The organism is Falsochrobactrum tianjinense (assembly GCF_019100495.1).
GTDB classification, from domain to species: domain Bacteria; phylum Pseudomonadota; class Alphaproteobacteria; order Rhizobiales; family Rhizobiaceae; genus Brucella; species Brucella tianjinense.
In genome coordinates, this window is the sequence record NZ_JAHRVA010000001.1 from 252484 (window position 1) to 269503 (window position 17020).

Here is a 17020-nt window from a genome sequence, read left to right on the forward strand (position 1 = left end):
GCCTTGCTATTCTCTTTTCATACGCGGTGCGCTGTCTATCAGCTGACGTGTATAGGCATGTTGCGGGTTGGCAAAAAGGGCTTCCGCTGTGGCTTCCTCGACGATTTCCCCATAATACATGACGGCGACACGGTCGCTGATCGCTTCCACCACTGCCAGATCGTGGCTGATGAACAGATAAGACAAGCCAAACTCCTGTTTTAGCTCGTTTAGCAGCAACAGCACCTGCGCCTGCACCGAAACATCAAGCGCACTCACCGGCTCATCCAGCACGATGATTTCGGCGTCTGCTGCAAGCGTGCGGGCGATAGCAATGCGCTGGGCCTGTCCGCCTGAAAACTCATGCGGATAACGCAACAAGGTATCCTTTGGCATCTGCACAGCATCAAGCAGTTCTTCCATGCGCTTCTGATGCTGGTTGCGATCAAGTTCCCCGAGTAGTTTCAGCGGCGTTTCCAGTATTTGGCGAATGGTCTTGCGCGGGTTGAGCGAGGCCACAGGGTCCTGAAAAACATATTGGATCATTTTGCCAAAAGCGCGCGGGCCAGAGCGGCGAAGTGCGCTCGCATCCTGACCAGCGATTTCCATCGTGCCATCACTTGGGTCTGTCAGGCCCACAAGCATTCGCGCCAATGTGCTTTTACCCGAGCCACTTTCACCGACGATGGCCAGTGTCTCGCCGCGTGCAAGATTGAGTGATACGGACTTGACCGCCTCAACGCTGTGGCGCTGTTTGCCGAAGAACGTGCGTCCACCGCCGAAAGTCTTGCTCAAGTTACGGACGCTGATTGCAGCTTGGCTCATGTGGCGGCCTCCGTCTGTTTGTGACTGAACAGCTTTGACACGCGTTCATAGAAGTTCTTGCCTTGACCGAGTTCCGGCACGCAGGCAATCAACCGCTTGGTATAGCTGTGTTGTGGATTGGCGAGCACAGCTTTGGCTGTTCCGGTCTCAACGATCACCCCGTCTTTCATGACGGCAACCCGATCACAGATTTCAGAGACGACACCAAAGTCGTGGGTGATGAACAGCAGCGCCATGCCACGCTCGCGCTGCAAATCGCGCAGTAATTCAAGAATGCGCGCCTGCACGGTCACATCAAGCGCCGTGGTTGGCTCATCGGCGATGATTATATCGGGGTCGTTTGCAAGCGCCATGGCAATGCCGACACGCTGGCGCTGGCCACCGGAAAGCTGGTGCGGATAATGACCGGCGCGTTCTTTTGCATCCGGAATGCCAACTTTTTCCAGCAATGCGATGGTTTCCGCCCGGCGTTCGGAAGTGCTGATAGATTTATGCGCAGCGATTGCTTCTTCGATCTGTTTGCCGATAGAGTACATCGGGTGCAGTGTGGTCAGCGGGTCCTGAAAAACATAGGCTACCTTGCTGCCGCGCGTTGCGGTCAGTTCGGTTTCCGTCATGTCGAATATGTCATCGCCCTCAAGATAGACGGCACCGCTGCGGATCAATCCGGGCGGGGATGCGACCAGCCCCATGATGGAAAGTGCCGTCACGCTTTTACCCGAGCCGCTTTCGCCAATCAGACCAAGACATTCGCCGCGATGAAGATGCAGCGAAACATTGCTCACCGCAGGGGTATAGCTGCCATTGTTGACGAAACCTGTTTCGAGCTTCTCGATGGTCAAAGCTGCGTCTGGCATACTTGCCTCGGGTGCGGTTCTGTTCCTGGCGATTGCGGTTGCCGACCCGGGACGGGCCAGAGCACCGGAGCGCAATCGGGGGTCAAGTACATCACGGATGCCGTCGCCCAGCACATTGAGGCTGATGACAATCACAAAGATCATCACGCCCGGCACGATGGAAACATGCGGTGCGGTGAACATCTGTGCGCGGCCTTCGCCCAGCATTGAGCCGAGATCAGCCTGTGGCGGCTGGGCACCAAGGCCCAGAAAGCTCAGACCTGCCGTTTCAAGGATCATCCAGCCAGCAGTCGTTGACATGGTGATGACGATCACCGGCAGGACATTCGGCAACACTTCGCTGAGCAGGATTGAAATATGGCCTTTGCCGGAAAGCCTGGCGGCATCGACAAATTCCCGATTGGCAAGGCCGAGTGTCGTACCGCGCACATTACGTGCAAAGAACGGGATATTGACCACGGCGATTGCATAAAGCGCATTCATCAGTCCCGGCCCAAGCGCTGCGACGATTGCCAAAGCCAGCAGGATATAGGGGAAGGCCATCAGCATATCGATGCCGCGCATCATAAGGTTGTCGGTGCGTCCGCCCGCATAGCCTGCGACGAGGCCAATGGCTGAGCCGATGACGGCGGCAATCAGCGTGGCTGCAAAGCCAACCGCGACCGAGACACGCGCGCCCCAGAGAAGGCGGCTCAGAATGTCGCGCCCGAGTTGGTCGGTGCCCAGCAAATGACCAGCAGAGAAGACCGGTTGCAGCCTGTTTGCAGGCGCTGTCACATCCGGATTTGGCAATGGCAGGACAGGCACGATGAGGATCAGCACGCAGATCAAAGCAAGCAGAAAAAAGCCGAAAGCTGCAAGACGATTGCTCATCAGCAGACGCCATGACGACAGGCGCGCCGGAGCTGTGAGCGTATAGGTTTCCGAAAGGGCGCTCATGTGCGTATCCTCGGATCAAGCATGGTTTGAAGAACATCGGCGAGCAGATTAAAAAGCACATAGCTGGCTGCCACGATCAGCACCCCACCCTGCACAAGCAGGATATCGCGGGTGGAAATAGCCTTCACCAGCATGGCACCGATACCAGGCCACTGAAACACGGTTTCGATATAGACCGCACCACCGAGCACGAAGCCTGCCTGAATGCCGATGACGGGAATGACGCTAACGAGGGCAGCGCGGAAGGCGTGGCCGTAAATTACCCGACGTTCGCTCAGCCCTTTGGCGCGGGCGGTGCGGATATAATCCTGACGCAGTACTTCGAGCATCGCACCGCGTGTCAGGCGGGCAATGACCCCGGCTGCGACCACTGCAAGCGTGGATGCAGGCAGGATCAGATGCCAGATGAGGTCTTTGAGATCACCACCGCCATAGACCGCATACATGCCCGACGCTGGAAGAATACGCCAATGAACAGCGAAGAGATAAATCAGCAGAAGACCAAGCCAGAATGATGGGATCGAAATGCCAGCCAATACGATGAATGTGATCGTGCGATCTGCCCAGCCAAATTGGCGAACGGCTGAGATAATGCCCGCGAAAAGCCCGAAGATCGAGCAAAGTACAAGCGCAACGCCTGCCAGAATGAGTGTGGCCTGAAACCGCTCCAGCACTTCATCGAGAACGGGACGATTCAGCACGAAGGAACGGCCGAAATCGCCGTGCAACAGATTGCCGATCCAGATGAAGTATTGCTGCACCAGTGGCTTGTCGAGGCCGAGATCACGGTTGATGCGCTCTACATTTTCTGGCGTCGCATACGAACCGAGCAGGGCCGTGGCGGTATCACCGGGGATAGACGCCATCACCAGAAAGACAATGATGGATAGTCCGAAAAGCACCGGAATGACTGCGACGAGCCGCTTGAAGATATAGGCTGGCATTGGCCCTCCTCTGCTTCGTTTTGGCAAAATTGCGCCAGCCGCTTTATGGCTGGCGCAATGCTTTATTGTTTGGTCACATCCTTGAGATGCAGCAGGAAGGACGGCTGGAGCTTGAAGCCCTGGACCGCTGCTGTTGTGACTGCATTCTGTTTCCAGTTGGCAACGAAGAGCCATGGCGCGTCGTCATGGACGATTGACTGGATTTCGCCGTAGAGCTTGCCGCGCTCTGCCTGATCCGTCGATGTACGCGCCTTGGTTAGCAACTCATCGACCTTCGGATTGGAGTAATAACCAGAGTTGAAACCGCCCTTGTCTGGAAGCGCCTCAGTGCGCAGCGTGAGATACGGCACCGTGTCGGGATCATTGGTCATCCAGGCCATTTCGGCCATATCCGCCTTGCCATCGAGACCGGAATTCACACGACCAAGGAAGGTGTTCCACTCATAGGTTTCAATTTTCACCTTGAAACCGACCGCCTGAAGATCGGCTTGAATAGCCGCACCCATGTTGATCGGGTCCAGCATCCCCGAACCGCCTTCGGTTACATAGAATGTGAGTTCCGGATTGGTGGCACCGGCTTCTTGCAGAAGCGCTTTGGCTTTTTCCGGATCATATGGGTATGGCTCGGTATTATCTTCTACCCAGTTGAACGCGGGCGGCACCGGGCCTGCTGCGACAGTGGCAGAACCTTGCAGAACATTGTCGACCAAGCCCTGCTTGTTGACTGCATAGTTTGCAGCTTGACGGACTTTCTTGTCTGCGAATGGTCCGCTTTTCGTGTTGAGAATGCTGAACCAGACATGCGGTCCGGCCTGTTCTACAACAGAGAAATTTGCGTCCTGTTTGAAAGTTTCAAGATTATCCGGCGGCACCTCGACCATAATGTCGATACCGCCTGCCATCATTTCAGCAACACGCGTGTTCGCATCAGTGATCGGGCGAAAGACGATAGCGTTCAATGTCGGTGCAGTGTCCCAATAGTCGGCATTGCGTTCCACCACAACACGTTGTCCCGATTGCCATTCGGCAAATTTGAATGGGCCGGTCCCCGATGGATGGCGGCCGAACTCAGCGCCATATTGCTCGACAGCCGCTGGTGAAACGATGAGACCGGTTGGATAGGCAAGGTTTGAAAGGAATGGCGCAAACGGCTCTTTCAGTTTGAACTCGACGGTGTTTGCGTCGACGGCATTGACGCTTTCGATGGATTCAAAATTGAAAGACAGAGGGAACGGTCCGGTATTGTAGAAAGGATGATCCTTGTTCAGCATCCGTTCGAAGTTGAACTTGACCGCTTCGGCGTTGAAATCGGAACCGTCGTGAAACTTCACGCCCTGTCTCAGCTTGAAGGTATAGGTCTTGCCATCATCGGAAATAGTCCAGCTTTCCGCAAGGGCAGGCTCTATTTCAAGGGTGCCATCCTTATAGCGGACCAGTCCATCATAGATGTTCACGAGGATGCGGAAATCGTTCGTAGCCGTGACCTTATGCGGATCCAGCGATTGCGGTTCGGCAATCTGCCCGACAATCAGCACATCAGGCGGTGTCTGCGCGCCAGCTTGAAAAGTCGCTGTGCCCAGAACCAGAATGGCCGTTGTTAAAACGGCGCGAAATAACCTCTTCATCAGTGGTTCCTTTCGTTTTTGGCCAGATCTGTCAGACTTTAATTTATAGGGAGAAAATGGCGTATATCAATAAATTATCATAATTAATTTACGTGCAAAGAAAAGGCGGGGTGAACCTGCCTTTTTTTATTTAATGTGAGAATTTCCAGCAAAAGTGCGTGGCGGGCACTCGCCGTGTGAACGTGAGCGAAACGAACGGGCCACGCCGTTTGCTTATGCCGCTTTTGGGGCGAGCAGTTGAGTTGGATAGTTTGTGTTGCGGGTTCCGGTCCGATACCAAAGCTACCAAACGTTTCATCGCAAATTGCGCGAAATGAATCATGATCTGCCTAGGGAAGGAAACCCTTCCTGACTATGTGAATGGTATTATTGCAGTTATAAATTTAAGAAACCATAATAAAATCAGCCTGTTGACTGTGTAGAACTTACTATGGAATCTGCAAGCTAGCTTGGACCAGAAAATCAAGGGAAATAGGCCACTGATTACGTGCGGCGGAGTTTGCTGGCTACCCCAAAACTAACCGCGTCTTGCTGCTCTTAGCGACAGCCTTCATGAACAGTGGTTCCCACGACCGGATATGGCTCTTGAGCAAGGCGGCAAGTTCTTCCTCGCCGCCACTGATCGCCAGCTCGGCGATACGATAATGTTCCGGTGCCGAAGCACGCTGCCGTTCGAATCCCTCTTCGGAGTCGTCACCATAGAAACGTATACGGTCACGTAGAGAAAACACCGTATCCGTCAAAATAGCGTTTCCGGCTGCGGCCGTCAGAATATAATGAAACTGACGATCTGCCTTGAGATAGTCACGAAAGTTCCTGTTTTCTACAGCCGCTGCAATCTCGTCAGCGATGGGTTTGAGTTGCGAGAGGTCCTTGTCCTTCATTCTTGCAACGGTTGTCGCAGCATGAATCTCCAAAACTTCGCGCATGTCGAAAATGTCGCGTGTTTCGGAAACCGACGGAGCAGTTACACGGAATCCCCGGTTACGGTGAGGCTCGAGCAATCCCAACCTCACAAGTTCCAGGAGTGCCTCACGCACAGGAGTCGTTGAAGTCCCCAAACTCTCTGCGATGCTTGGGACGGAATACATATTGCCCGGCAATGCATGTCCGGCAATTATCTCGCCACGTATCTGTTGAAACACTTGTTCCCTCAAATTGGCATCCTGAACCGTCATTCGGCGCTAATCCTTTCGCAGGCCTGTTTATGGGCATGCCTAATGTCGCGAAATTTGTCACGCATTATCAGCCAATTTCCAGGAGTGATACAAGCCGCGTAATTGCCTTTGCAACAGCACAGGAGCGGTCTTGCTGTCACTCCTGTTTGGTCGCTACTTCTTCACCAGCGGGCAAGCGCTCTGATCGAGCGGCAGGAAGATGTCGTCACCTTTGATCGTAGCGACAATCTCTTCGTAATCCCAGGGATATTTCGACTCCGAAGGAGACTTTACACGCGCGAGATACATGTCGTGCACCATGCGGCCATCTTCTCTGACTTTACCGCCATGTGCAAAAAAGTCGTCAACGGGCAGTTCTCGCATCTTTTGCGCAACCGCCTTCGCCTCATCGGTACCGGCTGCCTGGACAGCTTTCAGATAATGAGTGACGCTGGAATAGACACCGGCTTGGATACTGGTAGGCATCTTGCCGCCATGACGTTCGCCAAAGCGTTTGGCAAACGCGCGCGTCTCGTCATTGCGATCCCAGTAGAAACCGTCGATAAAGGAAATGCCCTGCGCCTGCTCAAGGCCCATAGCGTGAATGTCACTGAGGAACATTACCGGCGCCACGATCATCTGACCGCCCGCAACAATGCCGAATTCATTGGCTTGCTTGACCAGCGTTGACAGGTCGCGACCGGAGCCGGCAACAAGGATTGCCTCTGCACCCGATGCCTGAGCCGGAAGCAGAAATGCACTGAAATCCGGCGCATTCAGCGGATGGCGAACTGAGCCAGCCACTGTTGCTCCGGCGTCCTCGACCGTCCTCCTAGCAATGGCTTCGAGTGAATGACCGAAGGCAAAGTCGGAGACAATGAAATACCAGTTCTTCTTGCCCTGCTCGATCAGCGCCTTTACTGGCCCGACGCCGTTCGAATAGTTGTCATAGACCCAGTGAAAACCGGTCGGCGAGCACTTTGCACCTGTTAGATCCGTTGTGCCGGGCGACGTGAAGATTGCGATGCGGTTCGCCTCACGGGCGATGTCCTGAACGGCGAGCGCGATCGCGCTGTTCGTCAGGTCGACGAGTGTGTCGACCTTTTCGCTATCGATCCAGCGATGAGCGATGCCGGTTCCCACGTCCGCCTTCTGCTGATGATCGGCGCTGATGAGTTCGACCGGTTTACCCAGGACCGAATTGCCGAAGTCCTCAATCGCCATTTCTGCAGCGATTACTGAACCATTGCCATTCATGTCGGAATATACACCCGACATGTCGGTTAACACGCCGATCTTCACCATTCCGTCACTGACCTCCTGCGCATGGACAGGCCACGCAAAGGATACCGCTCCGACAGCGAGCGCGGCAAGAGTAAGGCGAATTCCCCTGTTTTTATTTATTCTCGTCATGCGAGCTACCTCCTGGTTGCAGTGGACGTTTTTAATCGGGTAGTGACGGTTTCATGCGCTCTGCGCGGCTTTGCCGGAGACAAGCGATGGAGCTGTGGTCTTTTTGCGTTCACGCGACGAGAGCCAGGAAATAAGTTCGCCGACGATGCCGCGACGGAAGGCCAAGATGCCAAGCACGAAAACGCCGCCCTGAATGATCGTGACCCAGGCACCGAACGCCGCGAGATAGTTCTGCATGGCAACCACTATGAAGGCGCCGAGCACAGGACCGTAGAGCGTGCCGACGCCGCCGAGGAACGTCATGAGGATGACTTCACCCGACATGGTCCAGTGAACATCTGTCAGGCTGGCGATCTGCGTGACGATTACCTTGGTGGAGCCGGCCAGCCCTGAGAGGGTCGCTGAAATCACGAAAGCAGCCAGCTTGTAACGTTCCGTGGAGAAGCCGAGCGATTGTGCCCGCGGTTCGTGATCGCGGATGGCTTTTAGAACTTGTCCGAATGGTGAGCGGATCAAGCCCGACAGGAACAGGAAGCCGCCGAGAAAAACTGCCAGCACAAAGATGTAGAGCGTGGTGGGATTGCCAAGGTCGAATAGGCCGAATAGTGCACCTCGTGGTACGCTGGTGATGCCATCTTCTCCACCTGTTTGCGGCAATTGCAGCGCAACAAAATAGATCGTCTGAGCAAGGGCAAGACTAATCATCGCGAAGTAGACGCCGCTGGAGCGTGTGCAGAGCCAGCCGGAAACAAGACCCAGCAAGGTCGCGCAGCCAGTTCCGGCAAGTATGGCAAGCTCCGGTGAGAATCCGAGAGTCTTGGCGGTATAGGCAGTGACATATCCTGCGGTGCCGAGGAACATGGCGTGGCCGAAGGAAACCAGCTTACCGTAGCCGGCCATCAGGTTGAAGGCGCAGGCAAAGAGGCCATAGGTCATCGCCTTCATCAGGAACGCGGGGTAGACGAAGACCGGCGCGAGCGCGAGACCGATCGCCATGGCGCCAAACAGGACCCAGCGAGTGAAAGGCGTTTCCCGGGCCAGAGCCGGTAAGGCAACGGACGTCGAGGCACTTTGCGTCTTTGCGCCGAACAGACCTGTCGGCTTGACGAGAAGAACCAGGGCCATGAGTACGAAGACGACGGTTGTCGATGCTTCCGGGTAAAATGCCTTTGTCAGGCCTTCGAGAATCCCGGCGGAGAAGCCAGCGATGATCGCACCCTTGATCGATCCAAGGCCACCGATGACGACGACTGCGAAAATGACGATCAGAATGTCTGCGCCCATTGTCGGGCTGACCTGAAGAATAGGTGCGGCAAGAACGCCTGCGAATGCTGCCAAGGCCGCCCCGCCACCATAAACGAGCATAATCATCAGCGGCACGTTGATGCCAAAGGCCTGAACGAGGTTCGGATTTTCGGTTGCCGCGCGCAGGTGGGCACCGAGGCGGGTCTTCTCGATCACGAACCATGTCGCAAAACAGACTGCGATGGAGGCAATGACTACCCAGGCGCGATAGTATGGTAGGAACATGAAACCGAGGTTCATTCCGCCGTTCAGTTCAGCCGGAATTGCATAAGGCAGGCCTGACGCGCCGAACCAGAAGCGGAACATCCCTTGAATGATCAACGCGAGACCAAATGTCAGCAGCATGCCGTAAAGGTGGTCTATGTGACTCACCCTTCGAAGGATGAACCGCTCGATGATCACGCCAACTATACCCACGATGAGCGGGCAGAGCAGGAGCGCAGGCCAATAGCCGATGCCCAGCGTGTTCAGCAGAAACCATGCGCCAACTGCTCCCATCATATAGAGGGCGCCATGCGCAAAGTTGGCGATGTTCATCATACCGAAGATGACAGCGAGCCCCAGGCTAAGGGTCGCATAAAAGGCACCGTTTATGATGCCTAGAAGCAGTTGCCCGAAGAGCAGCGCTGTCGGAATACCAAATATTGTCGTCATGTCGCTTTCCGTGCGTGCGAGGGACTAAAGGCCAAGGTAGCTTTGAATGGATGGCAGGCGGCGATCGAAATCGGCCGCAGGCACCTCATCGACAATCAAGCCGGTCTCGACGATGTAGTTGCGATCTGCCAGCGCGTGCGCAAAACCGACATTCTGCTCGACAAGAAGAATGGTGAAGCCGAGCGCCTTGAGCCTGATGATCGTATTTTCGATCTGTTTGATGATGATGGGCGCAAGCCCCTCCGTGGGCTCATCAAGCAGCAGGACTTTTGCGCCGGTCCTGAGAATTCGGGCGAGCGCCAGCATCTGCTGTTCGCCGCCAGAGAGCTTCGTGCCAGGACTGTCCATGCGCTCGCGCAGATTCGGAAACAGGTCGAATATGTCCTCGATTTCGAGGCCATTTGCAGCGACCCTGGGGGGAAGCATCAGATTCTCGCGCACATCAAGGCTGGCAAAGATGCCCCGTTCTTCCGGGCAGAAAGCGACGCCTTTTCGCGCAATCTCGAAAGTTCGAGCCGCAATCAACTCCTCGCCCTTATAGAGCACCGACCCCTTACGGGCAGCCAGGAGGCCCATAATCGATCTGAGTGTCGTTGACTTGCCGGCACCGTTGCGGCCAAGCAGTGCGACGACCTCACCTTCTGCAAGATGGAAATTGATGCCGTGCAGTGCCTTTGATTCGCCATACCAGGCTTCAAGCCTGCTGACCGTTAGGGCATTGCTCATCAGTGTCCTCCTCCTGTATATGCGGCGATGACGTCGGGCCGTGTCGATACTTCCGCGTAAGAGCCTTCGGCGAGAACCTGTCCGCGAACCATGACAGTGATTCGATCGGCGAGCCGCGAAACAACTTGCATGTTGTGTTCGACAAGAAGAACCGAGCGTCCTCTCGCTATCTGCTGGATAAGATCGGTAACGCGATCGATGTCTTCCCGCCCAAGCCCTGCCATCGGTTCATCCAGCAGCAGCACCTCGGGATCTGCCGCGACGGTGGTGGCGAGTTCGAGAACGCGCTTGCGTCCATAGGACAATCGGGAGGTCGCCATATCAGCTTCCTTCGCGAAGCCGAATTGTTCGAGAATCTCGTTTGTCCGCTCAACCAGCGCCTTGTTGCGGCGGGCATGACCTAGAAGTCGCCACTGCAACCCGCTGCGGCGCAGAAGCGCCAGCTCGATGTTTTCCCGCACCGTCAGAGCCTGAAAGACCGCCGAGATCTGGAAGGAACGCACGACACCGCGGCGGGCGATAGCCGCTGGCGTCATCACCGTGACATCGGTTCCTTCATGGAAAATTTGCCCCTTGGTCGGCCGCAGAAACTTGGTTAGAAGATTGAAGAGTGTCGTCTTGCCTGCGCCGTTGGGGCCAATAACAGCTTGCACTGCGCCCTCTTGCAGCGTGAAATTGACATTTTTAACAGCATAAAATCCGCCGAACGCAATACTGATGTTTCGTGCCTCAAGTACAGCCATGATAAAGTCCCTCCCTATTGTGGACCGCTCATACAGGCACGCCTGACGAACTCGCTTCATCCGAGGCGACGACAAGAGTGCTCTGCGGATTTGAAGGCAGTCACCCTTATTGACCTACGGAATCCCACGCATGGGTACCGCGCAATCCGTGCAAAAAATCTCTCGTTCCCCTAGATCGATCTTGAGGTCGATCCTATGTGATGCATCACAGTAATGCGCTACTAATATGCTGTCAAGCCATTCTTGATGTGCGATCGGCGCTCAAGGAGTTTCACTTGTAGCTTGACATCACGCAGCTTCCACGTTTCAGTAGTGCATTACAATAATGCGCTACTTGGATGAGCAAAACGTGACGGAAGAAATCGGCGGATATTGCACTCTTTGCAGGTCGCGTTGCGGCACCCTCAACACCGTCCGTAACGGTCAATTTGTGTCCGTCCGACCGGACCCCTCCCACCCCACTGGCAAGGCCATGTGCATGAAGGGGCGTGCCGCGCCGGAACTCGTCCACAGCCCGCACCGCCAGCTTCATCCGATGCGACGAACAACGCCGAAGGGATCAGTGGATCCAGGATGGGTTCGCATAACCTGGGAAGAGGCGTTGGCGGAAACCGCAGAGAAACTTGGCCGGGTGAAAGCAGAAAGCGGAGCCGAAGCGGTCGCGTTCTCTGTGACGACGCCCAGCGGCACGCCGCTATCCGACAGCATTGACTGGATTGAGCGTTTCATTCGTAGGTTCGGCAGCCCCAACACCTGCTATGGCACGGAAATCTGCAATTGGCACAAGGATTTCGCCCACGCTTTCACCTTCGGCAGCGGTCTGCCTCCAGCCGACTATTCAAATGCCGATACAATTTTGCTGTGGGGTCATAACCCTGCGAATACATGGCTTGCTCAGGCAAATGAAATCTCAGTCGGCCGCTCCCGGGGTGCGAAATTGGTCGTCGTTGATCCCCGTCCGACAGCGCTTGCCAAGCAGGCCGATGTCTGGTTGCCGGTGCGCCCGGGAACAGACGGTGCGCTGGCGCTCGGAATGATCCGGCTGATTCTCGACAACAATCTTCACGATGAACACTTTCTGCGAAACTGGACGAATGCGCCTCTCCTTGTCCGGCAGGACAACGGACTTCTTCTCCGCGAACAAGTGGTTTGGCCGGATGCCGTAACTGACCGGTATGTGGCTTGGGACGGGTGCCGTAACGTACCTGCTGCAATTGATAGTGACCGCGCTCTTCCTGCGGACAAGGCACAGGCATTGCAGTTGCGTGGAGATGTCGAACTAATCGATGGGGACGGGCAGCGATTGCTCTGCACTCCGGCTTTGGAACTGCTTGCACGCGCTGCCGCGCCGTACTGTCCTGAATACGTCCAAAGCATCACCGGCGTGTCGCCGGACGCTCTTGCAGCAGCAACCGAACTCATGAGTGCAGGGCGTCGCATCGCATATCATGCCTGGACGGGCATCGGCCAACACACTAACGCCACGCAGACTGAGCGGGCTGTTGCCAGCTTGTATGCGTTGTCAGGCAGCTATGATGTTGTAGGCGGCAATCGTGTGAGGCGCGGCCCCTTTTATCGGCCAGTCAATGAGTTGGATGCTCTCAGTTCCGAGCAGCTTTCCAAGGCGTTGGGATCAAACGAACGTCCTATTGGGCCACCCGCTACGGGTTGGGTCACGGCGCGGGATATGTACCGTGCGATCATTGAAGGAACTCCTTATCGGGTCCGCGCACTCATGGCTTTCGGCGCAAACCTGCCGGTTTCTCAAGCTGACAGCGCACTGGCGGAAGAAGCACTGAAGTCGCTGGAGTTTCACGTTCATTGCGATCTGTTCGAAACGCCGGCAGCGCGTTACGCCGACATATTCATGCCTGTCAACACGCCCTGGGAGCACGAGGGCATCCGTTTCGGCTTTGAAATCAGCGATGATGCAGCTTCCCTTGTGCAATTCCGCCAGCGCCTGGTCGAGCCGCGCGGCCAATCTCGTTCCGACAACGACATAGTGTTCGATCTCGCATGCCGTCTTGGTATGTCGAAGGAGTTCTTCGGGGGTAATCTGGAGGCAGGCTGGAACTATATGCTGGAACCGCTTGGGTTGACGGTAACTGCATTACGTGCGCAACCAGAAGGCATTAAATGCGAAGTCGATTGCCGCGAACGCAAATATCAACTTCCGCACCACGATGGCACCGACCGGATTCGCGGCTTCGATACGCAGACCCGACGAGTTGAGCTTTACTCGGAGCTTCTGCACCGCAATGGTCAGCCTCCTGTTGCGACATTCGTTCCCCCTGCGGAGGATGAGATCACGCGGCGCGACGGAAATGAGCGACGGTTTCCGCTCGTTCTCAGCTCCGCCAAGAATGGTTATTATTGCCATAGCCAGCATCGAAGCCTTGCCTCCCTCAGGAAACGGGCACCGGAACCGATCGCAGAAATCGGCCAAGGTCTGGCTCGTGAACATGGCGTCCACGAAGGCGACTGGATTCGCATCTCCACGCGAAATGGTGCCGCGCGTTTTGTCGCACGACTCGTACCCAATCTTGCTGATGATGTGGTGGTTGCCGAATTCGGGTGGTGGCAGGCGTGCCCCGAACTCGACCGCAGCATTCTCCCGATCCGGGGGGCGGAGAGCAGCAATGCCAATAACCTGATCTCGGCCGATGCTGTTGATCCGGTGAGCGGCTCGATCCCTCATCGCTCGTTTCGCTGCAATATTGAACTTGACCCTCTGACGGAACGGCGCCAAAGAGCCTGGCCCGGTTATAGCCCGTTTCGCGTGGTCAGGTCGACCGCTGAAGCGGACGGGGTTCGCGGTGTGGTATTCGAGGCCATGGATGGGAGGCAACTGCCCGATTTCCGGCCAGGCCAGCATATTCAGGTACGCATCGGCGACGGTACGAGTCGCGCCTATTCGCTGACTGGAGCCGCCCAGATCGACGGCCGTACACACTACAGTATCGCGGTCCGGCATCAAAAGGGCGTCGCTCCCGATGGCGCGGTTTTTGAAGGCAGGATGTCGAGCTACATCAACTGCCATATGAAGGAAGGCGACACCGTGGAGCTGATGGCCCCGTCGGGAAACTTCGTGTTGCCACGAAAATCGCAGCAGCCTCTGATCCTGCTTGCAGGCGGTGTCGGTATCACGCCGTTTATCAGTCTGATGGAATCGCTGCCGGACGGAGACGAGACCGAGATCTGGCTATTCTACGGTAATCTCAACAGTCGAACACATGCGTTTCGATGCAGGATCGCCGAACACAGCCAGCGCTTGCCGGGGCTGCGGGTTGTTAATCACTATGATGCCCCTTTGCCCTGCGAGGAGAAAGGTCGCGATTTCGCTAGCAGCGCCCGCATCAGTGCGGATGTAGTGCCCCAGCATCTCCTCGGACGTCAGCCGCGCATATACATGTGTGGGCCGCCCGGCATGATGAAAGCGTTCGCCGACGGCCTTGTTGCACGCGGCATTCCGCCCTTCGACATCTTCAGTGAGGTTTTCCGATCACCGCCTGGCCCGATCATTGATGATGGTCGGCAATACACAGTTACATTCTCGCAATCGCACAAGATGCCGGAAATATGGACGGCTGCCCATGGACCATTGCTTCAGTTCGCCGACAAGCTGGGCCTCAATCTGCCAAGCGGTTGTCGGGTTGGTCAATGCGAGAGCTGTGCCGTGCGTGTTGTATCGGGAACCGTCCGCCATCTGCACGGGACTGAACCCGATGACCCAGCTATCTGCCTCACCTGCCAGGCTATTCCAACCAGCGACGTCGTCCTCGACGTCTGAGGTTGCTGAATAACCATTATCTCTAATTGTAAAAGAGCAGAGAAATTGCAGCTGTCGCTTGGGTTGTGTTGCAAACGTTTCGTCAAGGATAGCGGTTGTAGGACTTCGGCTTTTCACCAACAGAGAATTTTCGATGGTTTCGTTGCAAAACCTTGCTGCAGGTAGAAACGAGCTTACCCTCGCACGCATAACGGGATCACGAGCTTATCAAAATGGCGACCTTTGAACATCGACAATCCCCAGCTCGCGGATGTCGCCGCCGATTACATCTTGTTGAGACACAACGAACTGGATCGATTCCGCGTTCCATAGATCTTTCCAGGATTTAGGAGGCGTCTTAACCTGATCCTTGTTGTAGGCTAGACCAAGCGATGATAGCACCCGCACTCATAGCCATTTTTCTGAAAGAAGCGGAGGGCGGATTATCAAACTCCGCAGCGGACTTGCATCGGATCTACAACGCGCTTTCACTTTGTGAGTAAACTTTCAACAAGGCATCTTTCAACGCTTCACGCGTGGCAGAAACCGTCATCTCAATATGACCTTGTAGAATGTTTATCCCCTGTTCGACATCTCGGGCCATTGCCGCGGCAACAATGTTCGAATGGGCAGATATCAACTTTAGATCATGTGTTGAGTGTTCAATTTGGATTCGCCGAATGAAGCGTATTCTTGCATTGATTGACTCTAATGTATTCACCAGTTCAGGATTGCCGGATAACTCCGCTATAAGCAGATGAAAGCCTTCGTCAGCAGCCAAAATTTCATCCGGGGGCTGATCATTATAGCCTTCCTTTTGAGAATCCCAATAGTCTTTTAACCGCGCAAGCTCGACATCATTCGCCCTCTGGCACATGAGCCGAAATGCTGCGCATTCGATAATGATTCGCAATTCGTAAAGATCAAGCAGGCCTTCAATGTTAAGGCTTCGCACAAAGAATCCGCGGTTTGGCGCCGCCGATACGAAGCCTTCCGAAGCAAGGCGATTCAAGGCTTCGCGGATGGGGGTTCTGGAAACGCCCAGTCGACGGGAAAGCTGCACCTCATTGAGACGTTCTTCAGGCTTCAGTCGAAATTCCACGAGAAGCTGACGTATCGCTTTATAGGCTTTTTCGCTGCTGTCGGCAGATCTGCGCACATCAGTATTAGGTGAGATTTCTGCGGTATCGAGCGTTTTTAAGGTTTCTTTCATAAAATCTCTTGCCTATGCTGATTCATTGTGTGGACACTTCTAAATACACTATTGCTGTTTAGTCCAGCACCGCGCAAAAGTCACGATCTTCATTGCGGGGTAAAAATGTTTCTCGGTATTCTCGGTGTAGGTCATCTCGCAACCACGATTGTCTCCGGCCTGTTGCGGTCTGGTTTCGATGCAAAAAATATAATCCTTTCTCCCCGTGGCAAAGTCAAAGAGCTATCAGACTTGTACGGTATACGTATAGCAACCGATAATGCCAGTCTGGTTGATATGGCGGATGTCGTCCTCCTCGCCGTACGCCCGATGGATGCAGCAAAATCCACTAAAGGACTTCCATGGCGTAAAGAACAAATCGTCATCAGTGCGTGTGCGGGTGTTGCGATTGAAAATATACCGGTAGTGCCAGCGCGCGTTGTGCGCGCGATGCCATTAACTGCCGCAGCAATTAATGCCAGTCCCACGGCGTGCTTCCCGCCGATCCCCGATGCAGTTGCAATTCTGAAGCATTTGGGGCCAGTGATTGCGCTCGCAAGTGAAGCTGATTTTGAAGTGGCGACGGTGAATGCCGCCGTCTATGGCTGGGTACAGGATTTGATCCGCCAGACGACTGAATGGTGTACAGAAAAAGGACTGAGCGAACCGACCGCGCGGCAGTTGATTGCAAATACTTTCATCGCTGCGGGCCGTCTGATCGATGAGAAGCCAGACCCTGTTTCGCAGCTTCTTTCAGAGCTTGTAACCCCCGGCGGCATTACCGAGCTTGGCTTGAATATATTGTCGGATGGCGGACAACCGGCCATTTGGAGGGATGCTTCCGAGGCCGTATTGTCGAAGTTGACTGAAAAACCGGAATAAAACAAACAGC

General features: G+C 55.1%; 12 protein-coding genes and 1 pseudogene. 2 read left to right on the forward strand and 11 right to left on the reverse strand.

Translation table 11 applies throughout. From position 1 onward, the window contains the following. Positions 1–6: 6 nt before the first annotated feature. The 10 genes and pseudogenes from KUG47_RS01230 to KUG47_RS01270 all read right to left on the reverse strand — a co-directional run bounded on the left by KUG47_RS01230 (position 7) and on the right by KUG47_RS01270 (position 11167). Positions 7–804 carry an ATP-binding cassette domain-containing protein gene (locus KUG47_RS01230; protein WP_217676143.1) on the reverse strand — a complete coding sequence of 266 codons (798 nt, stop codon included), beginning with the start codon at positions 802–804 and terminating at the stop codon, positions 7–9. Continuing rightward, positions 801–2600, reverse strand: coding sequence for a dipeptide/oligopeptide/nickel ABC transporter permease/ATP-binding protein (locus KUG47_RS01235; protein ID WP_217676144.1), 1800 nt, complete (start codon positions 2598–2600; stop codon positions 801–803). Before KUG47_RS01235 ends, KUG47_RS01230 begins: the two co-directional genes overlap by 4 nt. Next, on the reverse strand, positions 2597–3544 hold the full coding sequence (locus KUG47_RS01240) for an ABC transporter permease (protein WP_217676145.1): 948 nt from the start codon (positions 3542–3544) through the stop codon (positions 2597–2599). The genes KUG47_RS01235 and KUG47_RS01240 overlap by 4 nt, the downstream gene beginning before the upstream one ends. Before the next feature lie 62 nt (positions 3545–3606). Next, on the reverse strand, positions 3607–5169 hold the full coding sequence (locus KUG47_RS01245) for an ABC transporter substrate-binding protein (protein WP_217676146.1): 1563 nt from the start codon (positions 5167–5169) through the stop codon (positions 3607–3609). Between the two features lie 506 nt (positions 5170–5675). Continuing rightward, entirely contained in the window at positions 5676–6347 is a 672-nt protein-coding gene (locus tag KUG47_RS01250) for a GntR family transcriptional regulator (RefSeq protein WP_217676147.1), read from the reverse strand. A gap of 153 nt (positions 6348–6500) precedes the next feature. Continuing rightward, positions 6501–7739 (reverse strand): ABC transporter substrate-binding protein, encoded by a 1239-nt coding sequence (locus tag KUG47_RS01255; RefSeq protein WP_217676148.1) that lies wholly within the window; start codon positions 7737–7739, stop codon positions 6501–6503. Positions 7740–7790: 51 nt separating this feature from the next. Next, entirely contained in the window at positions 7791–8735 is a 945-nt protein-coding gene (locus tag KUG47_RS16820) for a branched-chain amino acid ABC transporter permease (RefSeq protein ID WP_340162781.1), read from the reverse strand. Between the two features lie 87 nt (positions 8736–8822). Then, positions 8823–9698, reverse strand: a pseudogene (locus tag KUG47_RS16825) (branched-chain amino acid ABC transporter permease); the annotation flags it as partial. A 24-nt stretch (positions 9699–9722) separates the two neighbouring features. Then, positions 9723–10424: an ABC transporter ATP-binding protein gene (locus KUG47_RS01265; RefSeq protein WP_217676150.1), complete on the reverse strand. Its 702-nt coding sequence runs from the start codon at positions 10422–10424 to the stop codon at positions 9723–9725. Next, positions 10424–11167 carry an ABC transporter ATP-binding protein gene (locus KUG47_RS01270; RefSeq protein ID WP_217676151.1) on the reverse strand — a complete coding sequence of 248 codons (744 nt, stop codon included), beginning with the start codon at positions 11165–11167 and terminating at the stop codon, positions 10424–10426. Before KUG47_RS01270 ends, KUG47_RS01265 begins: the two co-directional genes overlap by 1 nt. Positions 11168–11492: 325 nt before the next feature. On the opposite strand from KUG47_RS01270, the gene KUG47_RS01275 reads away from it, so the two are divergent. Continuing rightward, complete coding sequence (locus KUG47_RS01275) at positions 11493–14957, forward strand: molybdopterin-dependent oxidoreductase (RefSeq protein WP_422718040.1); 3465 nt, start codon at positions 11493–11495, stop codon at positions 14955–14957. 454 nt (positions 14958–15411) lie between these two features. On the opposite strand, the gene KUG47_RS01280 is transcribed toward KUG47_RS01275, so the two are convergent. Then, positions 15412–16149: a GntR family transcriptional regulator gene (locus KUG47_RS01280; RefSeq protein ID WP_217676153.1), complete on the reverse strand. Its 738-nt coding sequence runs from the start codon at positions 16147–16149 to the stop codon at positions 15412–15414. Positions 16150–16254: 105 nt separating this feature from the next. Between KUG47_RS01280 and KUG47_RS01285 the strand changes: the two genes are divergently transcribed. Continuing rightward, positions 16255–17010 carry an NAD(P)-binding domain-containing protein gene (locus KUG47_RS01285; protein ID WP_217676154.1) on the forward strand — a complete coding sequence of 252 codons (756 nt, stop codon included), beginning with the start codon at positions 16255–16257 and terminating at the stop codon, positions 17008–17010. Positions 17011–17020: the final 10 nt, after the last annotated feature.